The organism is Streptomyces sp. NPDC002537, assembly GCF_053594975.1.
Genome location: NZ_JBSFWT010000111.1, coordinates 1 through 22,063, shown reverse-complemented (window position 1 = coordinate 22,063; position 22,063 = coordinate 1). Strand labels below are relative to the sequence as shown.

General features: G+C 69.6%; 25 protein-coding genes. 11 read left to right on the top strand and 14 right to left on the bottom strand.

Annotated features, from left to right (window positions below; genetic code table 11):
* Positions 1-236: 236 nt before the first annotated feature.
* Positions 237-1,094, bottom strand: coding sequence for an LLM class F420-dependent oxidoreductase (locus ACWD4A_RS31945; RefSeq protein ID WP_451199433.1), 858 nt, complete (start codon positions 1,092-1,094; stop codon positions 237-239).
* Positions 1,095-1,345: 251 nt separating this feature from the next.
* Here ACWD4A_RS31945 and ACWD4A_RS31940 point away from each other — a divergent pair, with 251 nt between their 5' ends.
* From ACWD4A_RS31940 to ACWD4A_RS31910, 7 genes are all read left to right on the top strand, one after another.
* On the top strand, positions 1,346-2,821 hold the full coding sequence (locus ACWD4A_RS31940; RefSeq protein ID WP_451199430.1) for a CehA/McbA family metallohydrolase: 1,476 nt from the start codon (positions 1,346-1,348) through the stop codon (positions 2,819-2,821).
* A 114-nt stretch (positions 2,822-2,935) separates the two neighbouring features.
* Entirely contained in the window at positions 2,936-3,364 is a 429-nt protein-coding gene (locus ACWD4A_RS31935) for a hypothetical protein (protein WP_451199428.1), read from the top strand.
* Positions 3,365-3,442: 78 nt separating this feature from the next.
* Complete coding sequence (locus tag ACWD4A_RS31930) at positions 3,443-4,195, top strand: hypothetical protein (protein WP_451199427.1); 753 nt, start codon at positions 3,443-3,445, stop codon at positions 4,193-4,195.
* A 45-nt stretch (positions 4,196-4,240) separates the two neighbouring features.
* The gene (locus ACWD4A_RS31925) at positions 4,241-5,293 is read left to right on the top strand and encodes a GTP-binding protein (protein ID WP_451199426.1); all 1,053 of its coding nucleotides are present in this window, start codon (positions 4,241-4,243) and stop codon (positions 5,291-5,293) included.
* A gap of 174 nt (positions 5,294-5,467) precedes the next feature.
* Positions 5,468-5,908, top strand: a complete 441-nt coding sequence (locus ACWD4A_RS31920) for a MarR family transcriptional regulator (RefSeq protein WP_451199424.1) — start codon at positions 5,468-5,470, stop codon at positions 5,906-5,908.
* A 57-nt stretch (positions 5,909-5,965) separates the two neighbouring features.
* Positions 5,966-6,670 (top strand): nucleotidyltransferase domain-containing protein, encoded by a 705-nt coding sequence (locus ACWD4A_RS31915; protein ID WP_451199422.1) that lies wholly within the window; start codon positions 5,966-5,968, stop codon positions 6,668-6,670.
* Between the two features lie 70 nt (positions 6,671-6,740).
* On the top strand, positions 6,741-6,896 hold the full coding sequence (locus ACWD4A_RS31910; protein ID WP_451199419.1) for a hypothetical protein: 156 nt from the start codon (positions 6,741-6,743) through the stop codon (positions 6,894-6,896).
* A 118-nt stretch (positions 6,897-7,014) separates the two neighbouring features.
* Here the strand turns inward: ACWD4A_RS31910 and ACWD4A_RS31905 are convergent, their stop codons facing one another.
* The 3 genes from ACWD4A_RS31905 to ACWD4A_RS31895 form a co-directional block, all read right to left on the bottom strand.
* Positions 7,015-8,148, bottom strand: coding sequence for a serine hydrolase domain-containing protein (locus tag ACWD4A_RS31905; protein ID WP_451199418.1), 1,134 nt, complete (start codon positions 8,146-8,148; stop codon positions 7,015-7,017).
* Positions 8,149-8,304: 156 nt separating this feature from the next.
* The gene (locus ACWD4A_RS31900) at positions 8,305-8,673 is read right to left on the bottom strand and encodes a cupin domain-containing protein (protein WP_451199415.1); all 369 of its coding nucleotides are present in this window, start codon (positions 8,671-8,673) and stop codon (positions 8,305-8,307) included.
* A 252-nt stretch (positions 8,674-8,925) separates the two neighbouring features.
* Positions 8,926-9,318: a nuclear transport factor 2 family protein gene (locus ACWD4A_RS31895; protein ID WP_451199414.1), complete on the bottom strand. Its 393-nt coding sequence runs from the start codon at positions 9,316-9,318 to the stop codon at positions 8,926-8,928.
* A 114-nt stretch (positions 9,319-9,432) separates the two neighbouring features.
* On the opposite strand from ACWD4A_RS31895, the gene ACWD4A_RS31890 reads away from it, so the two are divergent.
* The gene (locus ACWD4A_RS31890) at positions 9,433-9,876 is read left to right on the top strand and encodes a MarR family winged helix-turn-helix transcriptional regulator (protein ID WP_451199437.1); all 444 of its coding nucleotides are present in this window, start codon (positions 9,433-9,435) and stop codon (positions 9,874-9,876) included.
* A 163-nt stretch (positions 9,877-10,039) separates the two neighbouring features.
* Entirely contained in the window at positions 10,040-10,585 is a 546-nt protein-coding gene (locus ACWD4A_RS31885; protein WP_451199413.1) for a Uma2 family endonuclease, read from the top strand.
* A gap of 124 nt (positions 10,586-10,709) precedes the next feature.
* On the opposite strand, the gene tgmC is transcribed toward ACWD4A_RS31885, so the two are convergent.
* A complete protein-coding gene (tgmC, locus tag ACWD4A_RS31880; RefSeq protein WP_451199411.1) occupies positions 10,710-11,840 on the bottom strand; it encodes an ATP-grasp peptide maturase system methyltransferase in 1,131 nt (376 codons plus the stop codon).
* Between the two features lie 60 nt (positions 11,841-11,900).
* Positions 11,901-12,488 carry a DUF6415 family natural product biosynthesis protein gene (locus tag ACWD4A_RS31875; RefSeq protein WP_451199410.1) on the bottom strand — a complete coding sequence of 196 codons (588 nt, stop codon included), beginning with the start codon at positions 12,486-12,488 and terminating at the stop codon, positions 11,901-11,903.
* Between the two features lie 275 nt (positions 12,489-12,763).
* Between ACWD4A_RS31875 and ACWD4A_RS31870 the strand changes: the two genes are divergently transcribed.
* The gene (locus ACWD4A_RS31870; RefSeq protein WP_451199407.1) at positions 12,764-13,633 is read left to right on the top strand and encodes a helix-turn-helix domain-containing protein; all 870 of its coding nucleotides are present in this window, start codon (positions 12,764-12,766) and stop codon (positions 13,631-13,633) included.
* Positions 13,623-13,856 (top strand): DUF397 domain-containing protein, encoded by a 234-nt coding sequence (locus tag ACWD4A_RS31865; RefSeq protein ID WP_451199405.1) that lies wholly within the window; start codon positions 13,623-13,625, stop codon positions 13,854-13,856. Before ACWD4A_RS31870 ends, ACWD4A_RS31865 begins: the two co-directional genes overlap by 11 nt.
* Before the next feature lie 1,177 nt (positions 13,857-15,033).
* On the opposite strand, the gene ACWD4A_RS31860 is transcribed toward ACWD4A_RS31865, so the two are convergent.
* The 8 genes from ACWD4A_RS31860 to ACWD4A_RS31825 all read right to left on the bottom strand — a co-directional run bounded on the left by ACWD4A_RS31860 (position 15,034) and on the right by ACWD4A_RS31825 (position 21,905).
* Positions 15,034-15,198 carry a hypothetical protein gene (locus tag ACWD4A_RS31860; RefSeq protein WP_451199404.1) on the bottom strand — a complete coding sequence of 55 codons (165 nt, stop codon included), beginning with the start codon at positions 15,196-15,198 and terminating at the stop codon, positions 15,034-15,036.
* 85 nt (positions 15,199-15,283) lie between these two features.
* The gene (locus ACWD4A_RS31855; protein ID WP_451199403.1) at positions 15,284-16,426 is read right to left on the bottom strand and encodes a methyltransferase domain-containing protein; all 1,143 of its coding nucleotides are present in this window, start codon (positions 16,424-16,426) and stop codon (positions 15,284-15,286) included.
* Positions 16,423-16,560, bottom strand: coding sequence for a hypothetical protein (locus ACWD4A_RS31850; RefSeq protein ID WP_451199402.1), 138 nt, complete (start codon positions 16,558-16,560; stop codon positions 16,423-16,425). Before ACWD4A_RS31850 ends, ACWD4A_RS31855 begins: the two co-directional genes overlap by 4 nt.
* 109 nt (positions 16,561-16,669) lie before the next feature.
* Entirely contained in the window at positions 16,670-17,140 is a 471-nt protein-coding gene (locus tag ACWD4A_RS31845; RefSeq protein ID WP_451199435.1) for a DUF3574 domain-containing protein, read from the bottom strand.
* A 127-nt stretch (positions 17,141-17,267) separates the two neighbouring features.
* Positions 17,268-17,693, bottom strand: coding sequence for a DUF3592 domain-containing protein (locus ACWD4A_RS31840; protein ID WP_451199400.1), 426 nt, complete (start codon positions 17,691-17,693; stop codon positions 17,268-17,270).
* Between the two features lie 52 nt (positions 17,694-17,745).
* Positions 17,746-18,246 carry a cupin domain-containing protein gene (locus ACWD4A_RS31835; RefSeq protein WP_451199397.1) on the bottom strand — a complete coding sequence of 167 codons (501 nt, stop codon included), beginning with the start codon at positions 18,244-18,246 and terminating at the stop codon, positions 17,746-17,748.
* Positions 18,247-18,355: 109 nt separating this feature from the next.
* On the bottom strand, positions 18,356-19,909 hold the full coding sequence (locus ACWD4A_RS31830) for an APC family permease (protein ID WP_451199395.1): 1,554 nt from the start codon (positions 19,907-19,909) through the stop codon (positions 18,356-18,358).
* Positions 19,910-20,144: 235 nt separating this feature from the next.
* Positions 20,145-21,905, bottom strand: coding sequence for an N-acyl-D-amino-acid deacylase family protein (locus tag ACWD4A_RS31825; protein ID WP_451199393.1), 1,761 nt, complete (start codon positions 21,903-21,905; stop codon positions 20,145-20,147).
* Positions 21,906-22,063 lie beyond the last annotated feature (158 nt).

The window sequence follows — 22,063 nt, the reverse complement described above, 5'->3', positions numbered from 1 at the left end:
CGACCCCCTTCCGATCGGCCGTACCGCCCGGGCGGGGCCGTGCCGCTCCGGGGTGGTGCGGGACTGCTTCGCTTTACGTCCCGCACCACCCCTGCGCGTCCCGCCCCCTCCCGTCACCCCAATCCAGCCCGTCCGGCGTTTGAGGACAGCGCGCGAAGCGTGCTTCGGGGTCCGGGGCGGAGCCCCGTGCGAACCGGACCGCAGTCGGCAGCGGACCGCAGCCACACGACAACCGGTCACAAAAAATCGGCATGGGCGTCGAGCGCCCGCAGAACCTCCCCCTCCCCCGCCGACGGCAGCCCCACCACGACCTCCCGCAGTCCCAACTCCGCGAAGTGCGCCAGCTTCCCGGCCGAAGGCCGCACCGCGTACGGCACGACTTCCGGTTCGCCGGCCCGCCCCGCTTCCTCCCAGGCCCGTCGCAGTTCCGGGATGGATTCGGTCAGGCCGCTGCCGCCGACGGGCAGCCAGCCGTCCGCGTACTCCGCGATGTGCGCGAAGAGGCCCGGCCCGGCGGCGCCGCCGATCAGGATGCGGGGGCCCACCAGGGGGGACGCGTCCTTGCGGACGCGCGGGGGCCGCACCGGCTTGGGGTGTGCCCAGCTCGCCCGGACGGAGCCGAACTCGCCCTCGTAGGAGGTCGGTTCGTCGGCCCACAGGGCGCGCATCAGGGCCATCCGGTCGCGTACCAGCTCGCGCCGTCTGGCCCAGGGCACGCCGTGGTCGTCGGCCTCCTCCTTGTTCCAGCCGAAGCCGATGCCCAGGGTGAAGCGGCCGCCGCTGGCGTGGTCGAGGGTGGCGGCCTGTTTGGCGAGGTGGATCGGGTCGTGCTCGGCGACCAGCGCGACGCCCGTGCCGAGGGTGATCCGTTCGGTGACCGCGGCGGCCTGGGCGAGCGCCACGATCGGGTCGAGGGCGCGCCCGTACTCGCGCGGCAGCGTGCCGCCCTGGGGCGAGGGCGTCTCCCGGCTGACCGGGATGTGCGTGTGCTCGGGGAGGTAGAGCCCGTCGAAGCCGCGCTGTTCCAGCTCGCACGCGAGCCGGACCGGGCTGATCGTCTCGTCCGTCAGGAAGACCGTGGTGGCAATCCGCATCCGGGGGCACCTCCGCCGTGGCTGTGTGGCTGACCCGGGCGTGACGCGGGTCACTCTCCGGGGGGACTGGGGTCACCGTATGCCCAACCGGCCGTCATGGGGGCCTACCGGGCGGTTCCGCCATGCGACTGTCGTAATCCTTCCAGTCATCCTTCCCGCCGCAATCCGCCTGCCCGTGCCCGTTCCCCCTCGCGCCACCCGGACGTACAACAGTGCCCCTGGAAGCTTTCCCTCCTCCCCCGGAGGCACGGATGCACCGACGCGCACTGCTGAAGATGACCGCGGCGGCCACGGGCGCCCTTACGCTCGAAGGCGTGACGTTCGCCCACGCCGAGGACGGGCCCGCGCGCACCACCGGCGAAGCCTCCCGAACGGTCTCCGGCCGGCTGCCGACCGGTTCGCCGGACTACGTCTACCTCCCCGTGGAAGTGCCGCGCGGCGTCCACGAACTCGCCGTGTCGTACACGTACGACAGACCGGCCGTCCCGTCGGGCACCCAGGGCAACGCCTGCGACATCGGGATCTTCGACGAGCGGGGTACGGATCTCGGCGGGCGCGGGTTCCGGGGCTGGTCGGGCGGGGCGCGCACGGAGTTCGCGATCAGCGCCGAGCGGGCCACGCCCGGCTATCTGGCCGGCCCCGTGCGCCCCGGCACCTGGCATGTCGTCCTGGGTCCGTACACCGTCGCACCGCAGGGCCTGGCGTACGAGGTGACGGTGACCCTGCGGTACGGGCCCGCGGGCGCGACGCCGGCACCGGTGTACCCGCCGCAGCGCGCCAAGGGGCGCGGCCGGGCCTGGTACCGGGGCGACAACCACCTGCACAGCGTGTACTCGGACGGCAAGCGCACACCCGCCGAGATCGCCGCCGCGGCGCGGGCCGCCGGGCTCGACTGGATCACGACGACCGAGCACAACACGACGTCCGCGCACGGCGCCTGGGAGGGCCTGTGGGGTGACGATCTGCTGGTCCTCACCGGCGAGGAGGTCACCACCCGCAACGGCCATGTCGTCGCCCTCGGCACCGACCCCGGCGTGTTCGTCGACTGGCGCTACCGCGCCCGTGACCGCGCCTTCGGCCGTTTCGCCCGCGCGATCCACCGGGCGGGCGGCCTGGTCGTCCCGGCCCATCCGCACGCGACCTGCGTCGGCTGCGGCTGGAAGTTCGGCTACGCAGACGCGGACGCCGTGGAGGTCTGGAACGGCCCGTTCACCCCGGACGACGAGATCGCCATCGCGGAGTGGGACAACATGCTGGTCGCGTCGGTGCGCTCCGACGACCGCCGCTGGCTGCCCGCGATGGGCAACAGCGACGCGCACCGCGAGCCGCAGGTGGTGGGCCTCCCGCAGACGGTCGTGCTGGCCGACGACTTGTCCCGGCCCGCGCTGCAGGAGGCCATCCGGTCCGGCCGCAGCTGGATCTGCGAGTCCTCGTCCGTCCATCTGGCCTTCGAGGCCGTCACGGGCCGCGGCACCCACGCGGGCATCGGCGAACGGCTGCGCGTGGACGGCGGTACGGAGGTGACGGTGCGGCTCGACGTGACCGGGGTGACGGGCTGTTCGGCGTCGTTCGTGACGGACCAGGGGCAGTTGTTCAGCACGCCCGTACCGGCGGACGGCCGCGTCGAGTGGCGGACGACGCCGTCGTACGCGGCGTACGTACGGGCGGAGGTGCGGAACGCCGCGGGGGCGATGGTGGCGATGACGAACCCCGTCTTCCTGGGGTGAGCGCGGGGACCCGGCCGGCCGCGTCGTCATGGCCGTGCCCATGACGATTGTCATGCCGAGCAGATGTCTGCCGACACTGACGGCACACCCGGCACCGGCCATAACTTTGGGGACATGGAGATCACGAAGAACGCCCAGTCCCGCACCCGCCGCACCGAGTGGAGCCTGTCGCTCCTGGGCGGCCTCAAGCACCAGGGTGCCTTCACGGCCCGGCAGCGCACCGTGCACGTGGCCGCGGTGGGCGGGGCCAAGCTGGACCACAGCGCCGCCGAGCTGCCCGAGGGTCCGACCCACCTGGTGAAGGCGGCCTTGGTCGGCGGCGCGGAACTCTCCTACCCCGAGGGCGCGTCCGCCGAGGTCGACGCCTTCTCGCTGATCGGCGGCGTCGACCTGACGGTCCCGGCCGGTACTTCGGTCGAGGTCCGCGGCTTCTCCCTGCTCGGCGGCCGCAGCAAGGACCTCGCGGGCGTGCAGGACGGCCCGGTCGTCAAGGTCCGCTCGTACTCCCTGATCGGCGGGGTGAAGGTGCGTCAGGCCGGGTGACCGGGCGAGCGGGCGGCGTGGTTTCCCGTTCCGAAAATGCTTACCGGCGGAGCCGGGCCTGCCCGCATACTCCGCAATATGCCGACACATGATCCGGAATCCTTCGACCCGACCGACCCTCCGGTCCACCTGATCGACGCCTCCTGGACCCGATGGGAACGGGTACGAGGCAGCATCTTCGTCCGGCCGAGGCCTCTTCCGGAAGGCCACCCGCTGACCGGTGAACTGGCCTACTGGCCGCAGAGCCACCGCTCCCGGTTCCGCCCCGACGGATTCCGCTCCTTCGCCCATCTGACGGCCGAACGCGGGCCCTTGCGGGAGATCGAGCCGGTGCCCGAAGACGAACGCCATCACCTCCACCGGGTCGTGCGGGCCGCCGGCCCGAAGGCCGTCGCGAGCGTCGCCTTCGCGGTGCACCGATTCCTGGACCGGGCGGAAAGGCAATGGGGTTTCCCCGCCGCCGATGTGATCGGCGCGGGTTCCTATTGGGGCTCCACCCTGACGTTCGCGTCCTGGCATCCGCCGATATGGAACGCACTCGCCATCACCGAGGACCGCACCGATCCGGCCGTGGTGACCGCGATCACCGAGGCCCTGCCCCGGTGGACCACGCATCCGCGGATCTTCCGCGAACCGGGCCGGCCGCTGACCGAGATCACGCAGCACGCGGTCCACGGCCTCGGAGGCTGGCAGCAGGCCACCGACCGGGCCCTCCGCGACTCCGACTACGCCGACATCGTCCAGGACTGGGCCCTGTGCCACCCGCTGGACGACTGCGAGATCTGCGCCGCCGATCACTACATGGGCTCGATCGACATCGACGACGAGTGATCAACGGCGGGCAGGGGCGCTGCTGTCGGCTGAGACACTGCGACGATGGAGTACATAGGCGAGCCCGGCACCGGGGTGAGGACACTGATCCGAGCGGTGGCCAGGGCCACGGGCCATGACGAGCCCCGGGAAACCCGGAGTACGCCCTTCGACTGGCCGGACTACACGACCGGCGCGATGAAGTTGGTGTGGGCACTCCCCCACGACATCGTGTTGGTGATCTCGGCGGTCGACGGGGTGACTTCGGCGACCAGGGAACTCGTCGGGCTGGCCCGGCAGGTCGGTGTGCGGCAGGTGGCCGTCTTCGTGAACAAGGCGGACCTGCTGCCGGACACAGAGCTTCGGCAGGTCGTCGAGCTGGAGATCCGTGGGCTGCTGAAGGAGCACGGATATCCGGGTGACGCCACACCGGTCGTCTTCGGGTCATCGCTCAACTCCCTTACGGGAGCCCAGGACAGAGCGGTGGAGTCTCTGCTGACAGCCCTGAAGACATCCTTCGAGGCGCCGCGGAGTCCCCTGGCTCAACCGTTCCTGCTGCTGGTCGAGGACGTCTTCGCGCTACGGGACGGTCGCACAGTCCTCACCGGAAAAGTGGAGCGCGGCGCCGTGCTGCCAGGCGACGAACTCGAACTTGTCGGCCCCGGCGGCACACGGACCGTCACCGTCACCACCATCGAGCAGTTCCGCGCAAGCCTCGGCCACGCGAAGGCCGGTGACAACATCGGCATGGAGCTGCGCGGCATGGACCGACGAGAGGACGCCGGTCGCGGCCACGTTCTCGCGAAGCCGGGGTCGATCGCCCCGCACACGGAGTTCGAGGCCGTGCTGTACATCCGGCCGGAGGAGCAGGTCGGCAAGCCCATCGTCTTCCCGTCCACACGCGAGGGGCGTTTCATGTTCCGCACTGCGGAACGGCTGGGCTCCATCCCCGCCCTCCGCGCAGGAGGTGTGGACCTCCACTGGTCCCGAGCCGGCCTCGCCACCGCCACCGTACGTCTCACGGAACCGGTCCCGCTGGAAGAAAAGCAGAGGTTCCTTATGCGCGACCGGACGGGCAGCGGGGTGGCCGAGGGCGTGATCACGCGGATCGTCACGTAGCGCCTGCCCGGACGAAACCGCGCCCCGTGTGGCGGGCGAACTCGCGCCCGAAACCGCCGACCAGGTAACCCTCAAGAGCGACCCCGGGGCCGCCCCGCGCCTTGACCTCAAGTCCACTTGAGGTCCTACGTTCATTCTCACCAGCCAAGGTCCACAGACGGTGAGGGCAGAACCATGGAGTACTCGCACAACGACGCCGAACTGCTCAAGCAGCCGATCGGTTACTGGGCCACCGCCGCCGGCCGGTCCGTGGTCGGCGGCATTCGCGCCGGGCTCGCCGAATTCGGGGTGTCCCAGCCGCAGTGGTGGGTCCTCAACCGGGCGGGTGACACTCGCGAGGAGGCGACGACATTGCTCCTGAATTACGTCATGCCGGGCGACGATCTCGACGCGGAGATCGACGACCTTCTCGACCAGGGACTGATCACCCTCGGCGTCGGGAATCTCATCTGCCTGACCGGCGAGGGCGAGAAGGTCCTCGCCCAGTGCACCGCCTGGCAGAAGGCCAACCACGATCGGATACACGACGGGGTAACGGACAAGGAGTATCTCGTCACCCTCAAAACGCTCCAGCGAATGATCCACAACGTGGGCGGAAAGGCATGGCACCACTGAGGGTGCCGTTGAATATCCGTTGGCCTTCCGAGGCGGAATCAACGGAGAATTGGGCGCATGTCGGAGAGCCCGCAGCACTTGGTGGAACAGCACACGATCCTGTCGGTGGTCGTCGGGTCGCGTGCGTTCGGGCTCGCGACCGAGGCGTCGGACGTCGACCGGCGCGGGGTGTTCGTCGCCCCCACCGCGGACTTCTGGCGGATGGCCAAACCGCCCACCCATGTGGAGGGCCCGCTGCCGGAACAGTTCAGCTGGGAGGTCGAGCGGTTCTGCGAACTCACCCTCTCCGGCAATCCCAACATTCTGGAAGTGCTGCACAGCCCTCTCGTCGAGCGACGTACGCCGCTCGGCGAGGAATTGCGCGAGCTCTCCCCCGCTTTCCTTTCCCGCCGGGTGCACCAGACCTACGCGCGCTACGCGCGCTCCCAATTCGCCAAGGCGGAGGCCCGCCGGGAGCGCGAGGGCGAACCCCGCTGGAAGCACGTGATGCATACGCTCCGCCTGATGATCAGCGGCAGCGCCCTGCTGGAAAGCGGCGCCCTGCACATCGACGCCGGACCGTACCGCGACCGCCTGCTGGCCGTACGCCGGGGCGAACTCTCCTGGGAACAGGTCCGCGCCTGGCGCGACGAGCTGGCCACCCGCCTGGACGCGGCCCTGGCCGGGAGCCCCCTGCCGGAGCATCCCGACACCGCACGGGTGGAGGACTGGCTGATATCGGTCCGCCGCCGTTCCCTGCTCACCGAAAGCGCCCTCGTATGACCGCCCTCACCCTGGACGGCCTGCCCGACCTGGCCCCCGTCGTCGCCGAACAGCGGCACCCCCTTCGGCCATGCGGGGCGCGCCTTCGTCGGCGCGGCTCACGGCGGACGTGGAGGCTCTGCACGCCGTACTGGACGAGGCGGAGCGGTCCACGGCCCTTCCGGAGCGGTCCGGGGTCCACGGCGAGCTGAACGACCTGGTCGTGGAGGCGCGCCTGCGGGCGTGACGCACCGGCCGGCCGCCGAACACGGCTTGACCGCCTCCGGGGACCGGTGGGGTGGACCGCTTCGGGGGATGTCCTGCCGGTTCGGCCAGGATCTACTGGGACGGCACCTGGTGTGGGTTCAGGAGCACAGGGCCGCGTTCATTGCTGCCTCCAGATGACCCAGAGCTTGGCCGGTCTTCGGTTCAAGGGTCATCGAGACGCTCGCGGCGCGGCCGTCGTCGGTGGCCGCGGCCCAGGTCCCGTAGCCGGGGATGGCACCGTTGTGGCCCCAGGCGACACGGTTGTCACCGGGGCCGCACGACAGCGGCGTGCCGACGATTCCCAGACCGGCTTTGTAGCCGTCTTTCCCTATGTCGACGGTGGTGCGCATCTGGATGCGCTGATCCTTGTCGAGGAGGCGGTTGCCGTCGCCCTTCAGCAGCGCGGAGAAGAAGCGGCTGAGGTCGGAGCCGGTGGAGACCATCGCGCCTCCCGCCCAGGACGCGGAGGGGTCGATCCCGGTGACGTCGCGCAGGGGGGCGCCCGGGGATTCCTGGCGGTAGCCCTGGGGGTGGCGTTCGCGGATGGCCGTCTCACCGGGGGCGGGGAAGTAGGTGTGGCGCAGCCCGATGCGCTGGATGACGCGCCGGTCGATCTGCTCGGCGAGGGGCCGTCCGGTGACCTTCTCCACGATCAGCCCGGCCACCAGGTAGTTCGTGCTGCTGTATCCCCACTTCCCTTTCGCTCCGGGGGCGAAGACGGCTTCGTGTCCGAGGGCGACATCCAGGGCGTCGCGGGGGGAGAGGTAGCGGCGCTGGAGGATGTCGTCGGTGACGTCGTCCTCGTAGTCGGGAAGTCCGCTGGTGTGCTGCAGGAGCTGACGCACCGTGATGCGGTGTCCGTCGATCCCCTTCCCGCGCACGAGGCCCGGCAGGTACTTCTCGACCGGTTCATCGAGGCCGATCTTCCCTTCGCCGACCAGTTGCAGCACGACCACCGCGGTGAACGTCTTGGTGACGCTGCCGATCCGCACCTGACCGTCCCGGGGCACCTTCGCGTGCGCGTCCCGGTCCCCCTCGCCCGCGGTGTAGGTACGGACGTTCCCGTTACGGTCGAGCACACTCGCCAGCGCACCGGGTGCGCCGTCGGAGCGCACCAGAGTCTCCAGCCCCTGTCGCACGGGGTCAGGGCCGGCGGCAGTCGCGGGCGCCGCCACGCCGGCGGTGACAGCGGTCGCCAGGGCAAGGGCGGTGAGGGCAAGGCGTTTACGCATCGAGGTTCCTCCAGAGCGATATCAGCGGGTCTTGTCGACAAGACCAACTCTGCTGGAGACAGCCGCCGTTGCCCATCCGTGATCACCCTGACCGGCCTCCTGATCCGCCCCTGAGCGGACTCCCGGCACACCCCTGAGACACAACCCGCCCGCAACTCATGCCGCGTCAGGAATTCTTGGCGACAGCCGCTCCGTCGGGCGGCAGGCCGGATTCCAGGCAGCGTTTGAAACGCGTTCGACGATGACGAGCGTGCCTATGCTGCCAGGGCGCACGGCATGCTCTGCTCCTGCCTCGATGATGCACATCTCGCCCGCGCACACCTCGACTTCGATGCCGTCGGCCACCAGCCGCAGCGTCCCGTCCAGGACCAGCAGCGCTTCCGCCGTGTCGTGGGATTCCGGCTCCAAGGGGCGTCCGTCCATCCGCAGCACCTTTACCGCGGTGCGCCCGACCCGCCCGAGCAGGAGCGAGTTCCAGGCGTCAGGCAGTTCCGCGGCCGTACCCGGCATGTCGATGACGTTCATGGCGTGCCTCCTGGCGGGACGTCTGGCCGGAGGGCTGAATGAGCCGCCGGAGACGCCCGCAGTCGTGATCAAGGGATGCGGTGACGTTATGACACGGAGGCGCGCTGCTGGTCGACCGTTCGGTAAAACCTCCTTGCTGCGGCCCTGTGCCGTCTGCGCGGGCCCCGGGAGGGGCTGCGTGAAACGCCGGACACCGAGCCCATGGGCCGGATCCGGGTGGCCCGGTGAGCGCGTCTCAAACACGTCCTCTAGCTAGCGGGCGTTGCCGATGTTGCGGTCCGCGTCGGCGCCCTGGAGCAACAGCGTGGTCTCCTCGATGCGACTGAAGCGGCCGTCGGGTGCGAGATCGCCGAAGACATAGACCTCCATCCGCACGGTCGAGCCGTCCTTCTTCGTGACGTGAACGGTGTGGCGGTCGGCGTACTTCGTGCCGTCGTAGAGCTCGTCGTGGACCTCGACACGGCCGTCGGCGACGATCGTGCGCAGGTGGGTGATGTGCTCGACAAACCCGACACGGTCGTCCCACTGCCCGTTCGTGCGCTGCCGGTAGTCGGGGGCGAAGTGGCGGTCGGCGGCCTCCTCCACGGTGATGTCGGGGTTGAAGACCAGGTCGGTGAGCGCGGCACTCATGCCGGTGCGGTTCACAAGGATCCCCTTTCAGGGCATACGCCACATAAACGCGTGCGTCGCGCACGCATCACCTTCACCGTAGCACCGGATGCGTGCACGGCGCACGCTACTGTTGGGGGCATGGAGAACATGGAGAACGAGGTGGGACACGAGATCGCCGACGCGCTGGGCATCCTGCTCCGGCGTACGACCCGCACCCAGTTGCACCGCGCCCTGACCGAGGGCATGGGCGAGGCGGTGGACGAGCTGACCTACCCGGTCCTCAGCGCGCTCGCCCGGACCGGCCCCCGTACCGCCGCCGACCTGGCCCCCGACGCCGGGCTCGACCGCTCCGGCGTCACCCGCCGCGCCACCCGCCTGGAGACCGCGGGACTCATCCGCCGCGAACCCCACCCCGCCGACCGCCGCGCCTCCCTCCTCGTCCTCACCGACGCGGGGGAACACGCCGTGGCACAGCTGCGTGAGCGCCTGGCGGCCCACATCACCACGAGCCTCGACTCCTGGCCCCCCGGGGAAGCCGCGACCTTCGCCCACCACCTCCAACTCTTCGTCACCGAAGGCCCCTTCGCGTAGCACCCCGGCACGAGGGTGAGACCGGCTCGTGCCGCGCCCCACGCATCAGACCGGCAGCCGCCAGGACGGCCCTTCGGGATTGCCAGTACTCTGCCGATACGCGGGCCGGTGTACTTATGAAGGAGCGCACGCTATGGCACCCACAATGCGGGAGCGGCCGCAGATGCAGGTGGCGGACTTCGAAGAACTCTCCCGCCGTGCGCCTGAGACCGTCATCCTTGAGTTTCTCTACGGAAAGATCGGAGCGAAGCCGGTGCCCGATGGCGATCACGGCCAGATCATCATGTGGCTCATCCGGCAGTGCATCCAGCAGCGCCCCGACCTCAACCTCTTCCCCGAACAAGGGCTGAAGGTCGAGGCATACCGTAACGGCCGAGTGAAACCGGATGGCGTTCTGGCCCCCGAAGAACACTTCACCGGCCAGGGAGAGTACGCCGACCCGGACGGTGTACTGATGACCGTGGAGATCACCTCCTGGGACCAGGACACCGATCAGCGCGACCGGAAGGACAAGCCCCGCGCCTACGCCGAGAGCGGCATCCCCGTATACCTGCTGGTCGACAGGGAGCACTGCACGGTGACGGTGTTCTCCCAGCCTGTGCGTGGGCGGTACAGCGACACCCACATCGCGGACTTCGGCGACACTGTCGCGCTCCCCGGCATCGGGATCAGCCTGGCGACCGAACGCCTGAAGAACTACGTCCGCTGACGGATCTCGGTGATCCGAGAAGGTATAGATCAGCGGGCAAAACAACATCCCCACAGGTGAGGCTGTTGTGGCCCAAGGTTGCCTGAGCGCGGGACTGGGACTTGCGTACGCCGCAGCCCACGCATCAGACCGGCAGCCGCCAGGACGGCCCTTCGGGCGAGTCGATCCAGGCCGTTTGCGTGTGGTCGGCATCGATGGTCATCCCGAACCCGGATTGCGCAGGCGCTCCAGCCGCTTGCCAGCTCAGGAGCGCGTCCTCCACCTGATCCCATAGCCGGAGCGGCCCGTACTGATGAACCGTCCACGCGCTGCCGTCGGGTTCGGTCCACGCCTGCGACCCGGTTGCCACGTCCATCAGGATCACGCCATCGCCCGTGGTCATCATCTCGGCTGACGGTGCGGCGAGTTGGGCGACGAAATGGCCCGTCCAGTCCTCCAGAACGGCAGGGTCCACAAGGCTGGTGCGTGCTTGCCCCTGCCGACGGAAGAACGTGGGGCGGGGCGGGCGCTCGTGCGAGCGGGCGAGCATGTACGAGACGGTGTCCGGGGTGAAGCGGCCCGAGGCGCTGCCGTCGGCGGCGACAGTGAGCCGGACGAGACCGGAGGCCAGCATCCAGCCGCTGAGGGTGGTCGTGATGGTGCCACCCGCCCGAACCTGCCACAGCCATGGCGTGGGAATGTGCCGCACCGCGCACGTGGCCACGATGGCGTCGTACTCGGCTCGCCCCTTGTGGCCCTGGAGTCCGTCGCCGACGGCCAAGGCCGGGGCGTAGCCGGCTGCCTTGAGGTGAGCGGCGGCACGCTGCGCGACCCCGGGGTCGTACTCGATGGAGGTGACATTGCCGTCCCCCAGCCGGTGAGCGAGGATCGCCGTGGAGAAGCCGGTGCCTGTGCCGATCTCCAGGACCCGGGCTCCGTCCCGGATGCCCGCGACCTCAAGCATCCGGACGACCAGCGAGGGCAGAGTCGACGAGGACGTCGGATTTCCCTGCACAGGCCCCGTGGCATCGCGAGCATCGATGCCGTCCACCTGTGTCACCCACGTCCGATCCGTACAGGCCAGACGCAGCCATGCGTCTTCGCCGATCTCCCGGCGGAGTACGGGTTCCCACGCGGTGCCGTTGGGACGATAGACGGCGTCACCGAGGAAGACCTCGCGGGGAACATTCTCGACCGCGCGCCTGAGCGCAGGGTCGGTCAGCGACCCGGTGGCGGCGATCGCGTCGGCGAGTTCCTCACGGCACTTGCTGCTCATCGGGGCTCTCCACGGTATCGGAGCTGGTCGGCGAGGGCGCGGGTCTCGGCGCCTCGGCGGCTACCGATCCCCGTGTACGGAGCCCTGATGCTCGGCAAGCCTGGTGTTCGCGTCGCGCATGCCGGCCCAATCCTGCCGGATCTCCAACGTATACCGCTCGGCGATGAGTTCGCGGCATTCGCCGCACAACTCGTCGTCGCGCACGACGATGACTCCGGCCCCTGACGTACCGGCCACGGGCACGCACCGCCCTTCCGCGCTCCGCAGCCGTCGCTGCTGCCGCAGCAGCCCTTCCGCGCCGCCCGCGAGGCTCCTGGTGAAGGTGATCGCCGAGTCATACCCGTGGCCGGGCCCGATCCCGAGCCGGTAGCGCGCCTCGCGGGCCGCGTCGAGGGCATCCTCCCGGACGGGGTCCCCTACGGGGCGTCGGCACGCTTCCTCCTCCACGTCGGACGCGGCCGCGCCGATGAAGTCACGGAGGCGGGTGGTCAGCCAGCCGAGGCGCCCGGGGGCGGGCAGTTGCCGCTTCAGCGCGGCGGCCTCGCGGATCACGTCGTCGATCGCCGACTCCTCGGTCCTGACGGCCCGCCCCTGAGGCGGTACGTAGGTGAGCGCGACGGCGCGGGCGGTTCCGGGGAAAAAGGGCATGGGGGCTCCTCGAAGGAATGGCCGACCCGACCGGGTTGACCAGCACAACCAGGTTCTTGTGCCCGCGACTTGTGGGGCAAGCTCGTCCGCAAAGCCAGCAAAAATTGGTATATGACAAACCCATGGCAAAGCTTGTCGACAGGGGTGCAGGGGGTGGAAGACTCCCGACAGGGAGGCTCTGACGCCCAACGGAGCCTCGCGGAGCACCAGCAGGACCGCTCCGCCGAAACACAGAGGCACACCCACGAGGAACAGCACCGGGAGAGGATTCAAGGGTGGCAGCACGGCGTGGCGCAACGTTCAGGAGACGAGAACTCGGCAAGGAGCTCAGGCGCTTGCGGGAGCGGAAGGGGATCACCACGAAGGAGGCCGCAGCGCACATCGAGAGCTCCGAGACAAAGCTCAACCGGGTCGAGTCAGGCCACAACCAGCTGCCGCGCGTCCGCGACCTGGAAGACCTGCTTGCGCTGTACGGCATCACGGAACGCCGCGATCATGACCATCTGCTGATGCTCCACCGGGAGTCGCTCAGCGCCGACTGGTATACGCCGTACCAGAACTTCCTCCCGTCCGGGAAGCTGCTCTACGTTGGACTTGAAGCCGACGCCACCGCCATGCGCGCCTGGAATTCGCAGGTCGTCTTCGGTCTCCTGCAGACCGAGAACTACGCCCGAGCCATGTTCACGATGGCGAAGCCGGTGGACGAAAGGACGACCGAGTTCGTCGAGTTGAACGTAGCGCTCCGCATGAAACGAAAGGAGGTCATCCACGGGGAAGCCCCTGTCGAACTGCGCGTGATCCTGGACGAATCGGCGCTTCGCCGCGTGATCGGCGGCCCGGCCGTCATGCGCGAACAGTACGAAGAGATCGCACGAGTCGCCGCCCTCGATCATGTGACGGTCCAGATCATCCCGCAGAACCTCGCCACATACCGGTCAAGCGCCAACTTCGTCCTCCTGGACTTCGACCCTGCTCTCGCCCCCGTGGTCGTGGAGGAAGGACCACGAGTCATGACCGTGTCCGACACTCCGCGAGAGGTCTGGGCCTACGCCCGGAGGTTCGACGCAATGCGCGAGGGCGCCTTCCCGCCGGTCAAGACAGCCGATTTCCTCCACCGACTGGCAAGAGAGATCGATGACGAATAACCCCCGCCCGGCCGACCTCGAAGTGGCCGACGAGAACGCCTGGTTCACGTCCTCCTACAGCAACGAAATCAGCGGCGCCGACTGCGTCTCAGTAGCGCCGCTAGCTGGCCAGGTCGGCATCCGCGACTCCAAGCAGCCCGACGGCCCCGCTGTCGCCGTGCCAACGGCATCCTGGACGTCATTCGTCGACGTGGCCCAGTCCGGCGAACTTAGCCCGGCCTGATTCAAGCCCTTCTACAGCAACGAAAAGATCGGCGCCGACTGCGTCTCGGTAGCGCCAGCTAACTGGCCAGGTCGGCATCCGCGACTCTGACCGGCAGGAGGGGCGGACGGCAGCCAAAGCGCTCACCACCACTCCCCCTAGGTACACCAGGAGTTGCCGTGACTGCCCAATGGGCCACCGCTCGTGACGATGACGATTCTTCCTCGAGGCATAAGGGGCGGCCCACACACGTTGTGTGTGGGCCGCCGTTACCGACTATGGGTGTCGATCAATTTATACTGGCAATCGGTAAGTGCCAGTTACAAACGGATTGTTGGGGGCTTGCTCAGGGTAGGGGTTGACCATGAAACGACTCGGCGATCTTGGAGGTCCCGGGACCTGAAGCTCGCGGCGTCATAGCCATCCGTCGAGGGCTGATCTCCCCCACCCCCAATGGTGCTGAAGCTGGCCCCGATCGGCCCAAGCGGATCAGATGGCTGCTGTGCGCCAATTTCCCTGCACACCTCTTGAGCAAACGGAAGCGAGTGGACGCTAGCCGCACACTCCCTGTCAAGGTAATACCCCCCGCAGATGATGGAGCAGACGAGACCTGCTGCGGTCGTCACGACCTTCAGACACCTCATCGACGTCGAACGTGCGTGCAGTGACGCGCCCTTCGATAGCACGACCACAACAGGATGGGACATCGCTGGGGGCTGCTGTGGTCGTGGTCGAGCACACGCAGATCGCAGGATCGACTGCACGAGCCCCTTCATGGCGCCGTCCTGACTAGATGTCACCTTGATCTTCTTCATCGAACTCCCTTTCATGATCACCCAAACGGGTGGCTGCTGGCCATCCAGAGTGACAGCTCTGCCAGGCTTCGACAAATCCTCTCGGCTTGTAACTGACCGACAGGCATGACTAGTTGCCCCATGGGCATCGACGGCAACAGAGGCCCCCTGAGCCTGCGCAGGTTAGGGACATCGCGTGCCTGTATCCCCCGAGCAGGTTGAGTACCTCGCCGCGACGACGGCCGACCTGCACGCCGACGTCGAGCAGCGCCTGCTCGCCCTGTGCGCGCGACAGCTCGCCGCCGGAATGGATAGCCCGGGTGGGCCGTGGCCAAGCTCGCCACCGTCGCGCCGCGCGCCGCGCGGCCGACATGCTGCTCGACTCCGTCGCCGGGACCGTCGGCCTAGAGGTACGGCGCGTCGTCGCCGAGGCGTACGGGTCCGGCCGACACTCCGCCCTCACCGAGCCCGGCGACGACGATCGGCGCACGGTTGCCGAGCACACGCCACAAGCACAGGCCGTCGACCGCCTCGCGGTCGAGACCGCCGAGACCGTGACCGCGACGCACCGGGGGATTCTCCGCGGAGTGACTCAGGGTGACGGGGCTTTCGCGTAGCTGAAGAATCAATCCAAAACGTGCCCTAGGCCCCCCATCAGGCGATCGGCCAGGACCCGCCACCGTCCACCCACACCGATTCGCCATCCGCCCGCACCATCACGCCGAGGTCCGTGAACCTCGGCGTGCCCGCCTCCCGCCACGCGGTCACCGCGGCAGCGGCCTCGTCCAGGAGGCGGCGTGGACCCCACTGGCGGCCGCGGCCGTCCTTCTTCCAGGCGGCCCATGCGGAGCCGTCGCGCGCCTGGAACCACCATGTCGTCCGGCCGAAGGCCACCGCCACCTCCGGCGTGAGGAGGTGGAAGAGGAACTCCGCGCCCAACTCGCCCTCGAGAACCGACAAGTCGGTGTCCACACGGACCTGTTCCGACTCCGGCATGGTGGCGTCGACGACAGGGCTTATGCCCACCAGCTCCGCACCGCGCTGTCCGCGCAAGGTCATGAACGACATCGCGTCCACGACCCGGCCACTCGCGCTCTTGCCGTCCTCGGCGACGGTCAGCCGCAGCAGGGCGAGGCCGCGATAGGGGGTGACGATGAGGCCGCCCGGGGCGGTCTGTGAGACCCACGCCCAAGGGACGTGCTGCGCCGAGGCCGTGGAGAGCACGCGATCGTACGGGGCTCCGTCCGGCCACCCCCGTTCGCCGTCCCCGACGGCCGTCCGCACCCCGCCGTAACCGGCGGCATCGAGAGCGTGCCGCGCCTCGGCGGCGACCGCCGGGTCCATTTCGACGCTGACGATGTTCCGCGCGCCGACGCGCTCCGCGATCAGAGCCGAGTCGTAGCCGGAGCCGGTACCGATGTGCAGCACCCGCCGGCCGGGCCGCAGGTCGAGCCAGGAGAGCTGGCGGGCGACGACACGGGGCATGGACAGCGACGAGCTGAACCGGCCGGCCGCCCCGGCCACGCGGGCAGTGGCACCGTCGTCCATCTGCGTGACCAGCGCACGATCGTGGGTGTACACGGTCCGGGCCCACAACTCAGGATCTGTGTCACGGTCGATGAGCGGATAGCCGCCGCCGTCGCCCTTGTCCGAGATCCATACCTGCGACGGCACGAACGTCTCCCGAGGCACCGCCTCGAACGCCGCCCGCACCCACGGATCGGCGAACTGCCCGGCGGCGTCCAGTTCCTCGACGCAACGCTGCCGCAGCGCCGCGAAATCGCAGGCAGCGGTCATCGGCGGTGAGGCGCGTCGCCGTCATCGGTGGAGGGGTCGTTGCCGTAGTCGCTGAATCGGTCACGGTCCTGCTCGGGGTCCCAGGCGCGGTCGTCATCGTCCGGCTCCTGGCCCTGGTCGTCCTTGCGTCCCATGGCTGCGCCTCCTGCACGTCGACGGAGTCGGTGGAGCAGGAGGCCAGAGTGCCGGTGACATCCGCAAAGCCGCAAGGCCGCAACGGCGTCCTACGCGTAAGCGCCCCCGTCAGAAATCGACCAGTTCCGCGTCATCGATCCGCGCCACCGACTCCTGCTGGAACCGCTTGTCGTACGCGGCGCGGATCTGCTGGATCTTCGTGCTGTCCGCGGACGCCTCCGTCCGCGGGTAGAGGAGGGTGAGCTTGTACGAGCGCTCGCGCTCGATCGTGCCGTGGGAGTCGCGGTACTGGCCGCGCGCGTCCTCGATGGTCAGGCCGGCGGGGAAGCGCGGGGTGACGGTGGAGTCGACGAAGGAGCGGAACTCCTTGTCGGTGACCGGCGCCCCGCCGTTCGGCTTCGCGGTGCCGAAGAGGAGTTCCGTCTTGATGTACGGCTTGCCCACCGGCTTCGAGGGCGCGGCGGAGGGCGCGGCGCTCTGGTCGTCGAAGGCCGCGTACGCGGCGGGGGCGCCCGCGCCGAGCAGCGCGGCGGCGAGCGCGACGGCGGCGATACGGGTGCGGGAGGCGGTCTTCGGCAGCACGGGTGGTTCCTTCCACGAGGTGTCAGGGCCACCGAACGCTAGCAGCGGAAGGCGCCGTACATGCCAAGAATTACGGCCATGTCGCCTGCACGGCCGTACAGTTGGGCTGGAGAGCCGGACGCGGTCAGAGAGTGAGCAGCCGGACGAGCAGCACCGTCAGCGTCCCCGCCGTGAGCACCGACCCCAGCACGGTGAACACCAGGTCGACCGTCCCCGCGTCCCAGCCCTGGATCGCGAACCGGCGGGGGTCTTCCGGGTCGTACCGGACCATGACGGCGGTCCCCACGCCGAAGCCGCCTCCGACGGAACCGCGGCCGAACCTGGCCGGGTACTCGCACTCCCGGCCGTCCCGGGTCGTCCAGGCCGCGACCGGGTGGTGGAACGTGGCGCCTTCGTCGTCACGCCTGACGTCGTGGCGGACGATCCGGCCCTTCGCGGTGACACCGGTGCGACGGAGGGCGGCGGCGCGGCGGAGTCCGTACACGCCGAAGCCGAGGAAGACCGCGCCGATCGTCAGCGGGATGAGCGAGAAGAGCCATTCACGTGCCATGTGCTGTTCGACGCGTACGTGGGGGTGTCGGTTGCCCGTGGGGCGCCTGTGATCAGCGCGCGTCGCCGAGTGCCTCGCGCCAGGCCGGGCTGTCGACGTAGTGGTTGTCGAAGCGCTCGGACGAGTCCTTGATCTCCTGGGGGCTCGCCTCGCCGCGCATGACGCGGCCCAGCAGCCGGAGGTAGTCGAAGCGCGCCATGCCGGGCGTGAAGGTGAACAGGACGTCGGCCTCGTGCCCGGGGGCGGCGGCGAAGGCGTGCGGGGTGTTCGGCGGGACGAGGAGGAAGTCCCCGGCGCCGAGCACGGTGATCTCCTCGTTCACGAGGACCCGCAGGGCGCCGTCGATGACGTAGAACATCTCGGCGGCGCGGGTGTGGAAGTGTGCCGGGGCGCCGACGGCGCCCTTGGCGAACGTGGAGCGGTAGGTGGTCAGCAGACCGCCGGTGGTGTCGGAGTCGGCCAGCAGCGTCATGACGCTGCTGGGGTCGGCCGCGGTCTCCGCCTCCGCGGCGCGGGTGAGGGCGGCGGGGAAGTCGGCGTTCTTGCTGGTCATGGCGGTGGGCTCCTTGGTTCGTACTGCGTTCCCTGTGCTGACAAGAACGACTCTACGATCATGAAAGGCCCAGCCGGTGGTGCAATGACAAGCCGATTCCCTGGGCCAATTACTCCTCGACCACCAGCGCCGGCGTGGCCCGCGTCAGCACCTCGCCCCGGAAGAACGCCGGGCTCCTCCGCCGCATCAGGAGCATCAGCACCACGCCCACCAGCAGCAGGCCCACGCCGATCACGAAGACCGAGCCGACGCCGAAGACCGAACTGCCGCTGCCGTACGCCGGGTTCCACATGTCGTAGAGCGTCTTGCAGAAGACGGCGGCCAGGAGCAGACCGCCCAGCACCGGGAAGACACCCTTGAAGAACGCGTCCCGCACCGACCCCCGCAGCTCGCCCCGGAAGTACCACGCGCACGCGAGCGCCGTGATCGAGTAGTAGAAGCAGATCATGAGGCCCAGGGCGTAGATGGTGTCGATGAGGACGTTCTCGCTGAGGAAGCTCATCACCGCGTAGAAGACGCCGGTGGCGACGCCCGCCGCCACCGTCGCGCGGCCGGGGGACTTGAAGCGGGGGTGGACGCGGGCGAAGGACGCGGGGAGGGCCTGGTAGGTGCTCATGGCGAGGACCGTCCGCGCCACCGGCAGGAACGTCGTCTGGAGGCTGGCCGCGGCCGATGCCAGGACCGCCACGAAGAGCAGGACGCCCAGTGCCGTGCCCATGACCGGATCGGCGAGGGCGGCGAAGACGTTGTCGGCGGTGCCGGGGTTGCCGAGGCCGGTGCCCTTCTCCCCCACCCCGGCGAACATCTGGGCGGCGACGGCGGTCAGCAGGTACGAGCCGACGAGCACGACCATGGCGATGAGGGCGGCCCGGCCGGGCGTCTTCTCGCTGCCCTGGGTCTCCTCGTTGACCGTGAGACAGGCGTCCCAGCCCCAGTACATGAAGATCGAGAGGGAGAGCCCCGCGGTGAAGGCCGCGAAGGACTGCACGCCGAAGGGGTTCAGCCAGGTCCAGGAGAAGCCGATGGAGCCGGGCAGGTCGCCGGAGCGCGCCTTGACGATCGCCATGACCACGAAGACGGCCAGCAGCGCGAGTTGGAGCCCGACGAGCGCGTACTGCACGCCCTTGGTGGCGGTCATGCCGCGGTAGCTGACGGCGGTGGCGGCGGCGATCAGGACGAGGCAGGTCAGGACGTGGACGGGCCGGTTGCCGTCGAGCGCGGCCACGGAGTCGCTGCCGGTGACCTGGCCCAGCAGGAGGTAGAGGAAGGAGGTCGCGACGCCCGCGAGATTGGACAGCACGATGATCGTCGCGATGACGAGGCCCCAGCCGCACATCCAGCCGACCTTGGGCCCGAACGCCTGCACCGTCCAGGTGAAGGACGTGCCGCAGTCGGGCACGGCCTTGTTGAGCTCGCGGTAGGCGAAGGCGACGAGCAGCATCGGCAGGAAACCGGCCAGGAAGACGGCGGGCATCTGCACCCCGACCTGACCGACGGTCGGACCGAGCGTCGAGGTCAGACAGTAGACGGGCGCGACCGTCGAGATCCCGATGACGGCGCTGCCCAGCAGGCCGACGGAATTCCCGCTCAGGCCCTTGGCGCGCCTCCGGCCGACGCTCATTACCGTGTCTCCGGCCCTGGGCCGCGGGGCTGTCTGAACCATGAACAGGACGTTAAGCGCTGCTGTTTCCGCAACCGGAGCAACGCAATCCGAGAACTGGACCTTGAAAGTGGCGCCCTTTAACGATAGTTGACCTGGCAATAAAAGGCGGCGCAAGAGTTACGTCAAGTAACACCAAGGAGTAACCCGACCACCACCACCCTGCGATAACCGCAGCACCATACCTTTTGTCCCGTTTCAAAAATTTCCCGCGCCGGGGCCGGCGAACCGGCCCGTCTCAGCCAGTGGTCACCGTCTCCGTGTCCCGCCCGGACCGCAGCACCGTCCCCGGCACCTCGCCCGTCACCACGTCGTGCCGTACGGTCTCCACACCGTTGACGCGTACGCTCACCACGCCCACCGCCCGCGCGTCGAGCCGCGGGCCGTCGCCCGGCAGGTCGTGGACGAGCGTGGCGGGACCGGCGTCGACGCGGTCGGGGTCGAGGAGGACGAGGTCGGCGTGCCAGCCCTCCGCTATCCGGCCGCGCTCCCGGAGGCCGAAGAGGCGCGCGGGGTCGTCGGTCAGCATCCGTACGGCCGTGGGCAGCGGCACCAGCTTGCGGCCGCGCAGGCAGTCGCCGAGAAAGCGCGTCGGGTAGGGCGCCCCGCACATCCGGTCCAGGTGGGCGCCCGCGTCGGAGCCGCCGAGCAGGACGTCCTCGTGCGCCCAGGTACGGCGGCGCAGCTCCCAGCTCGCGGGGTCGCCGTCGGTGGGCGTCGGCCACAGGACCGTGCGCAGCTCGTCGGCCGCGCAGATCTCCACCAGGCAGGCGAAGGGGTCCTGGCCGCGCTCGGCGGCGATGTCCCGGACGGTGCGGCCGCCGAGCCCGTCGTTCTCCTTCGCGTACGTGTCGCCGATGACGTACCGCCCGAAGTCCGTGAGCCGCCGCAGGACCCCGGCCTCCTCGCTGCGCGCGCGGCGCAGCAGTTCCGCCCGTACGAGTGGTTTGCGCAGCTCGTCGATACGAACTGTCAGAGGCAGAGCGAGGACCTCGCCCCAGCCGGGGAGCAGGTTGAGGGCACAGAACGTGCCGAGGGACATGTTCATGGGCGCGAGGACCGGCATGGTCAGCGCGACGATCCGGCCGCCCGCGGCGCGGGCGCGCCCGCTCGCGGCGAGCTGGCGGGGCACACGGTCGGGCACGGCGGCGTCGATGGTGAGGACGTTCCAGTTCAGGGGGCGCCCGGCGGCGACCGTGAGCGCGACGAGCAGCTCGGTCTCGGCGTCCGAGAAGCGGTCCATGCAGCCGGCGACGATGGCCTCCAGCTGGGTGCCCTCGTGCTCGCCGACGGCGCGGGCGAGGGCGAGCAGTTCGTCGGGGTGCGCGTACCGGGAGGCGACCGGCCTGCCGTCGCCGTCGGTATGGGTGTCGGACCGGGTGGTGGACAGCCCCCAGGCGCCCGCGTCCATGGCATCGCGCAGGAGCGCGGTCATCCGCCGCAGCTGACCGGCGTCCGGCGTGCCGCCGACGGCGTCGGGGCCCATGGCGTAGCGGCGCAGCGCGCAGTGGCCCACCATGAACCCGGCGTTGACGGCGATGCGGCCGTCCAGCGCGTCGAGGAAGTCGCCGAACGAGGACCAGCTCCAGGGCGCGCCCTGTTCGAGCGCGGCGAGGGACATGCCCTCGACCTTGCTCATCATCCGCCGGGTGTAGTCGGCGTCGGCGGGCCGCGCCGGGTTGAGCGGCGCGAGGGTGAAGCCGCAGTTCCCGCCGACGACGGTGGTGACGCCGTGGCTCATGGAGGGCGTGGCGTAGGGGTCCCAGAAGAGCTGGGCGTCGTAGTGCGTGTGCGGGTCGACGAACCCGGGGGCGAGGACGAGGCCGGTGGCGTCCTCCTCCGTACGGGCGCGCTCACCGACCCGCCCGACGAGCGCGCGCCCCCGCCCCGGGCGGCCGATCGCGGCGATCCGGCCGCCCCTGATCCCCACATCGGCGACGTAGGGCGCACCTCCTGTGCCGTCGACGACGGTGGCGTGGCGGATGAGATGGTCGAGCATCGTCAGTCACCCCTGTCTCTGTGACGGGAGGGGCCGGGACGCGCAGGGGTGGTGCGGTCAGCCTCACCCCCGGCCGGGCTCCGGGCACGCCGGCGGACGGCAATCGGGCGCCTACCTGCCGGGAACGAGCGTGCTCAAGTCGAGCTCGATGTCGAACG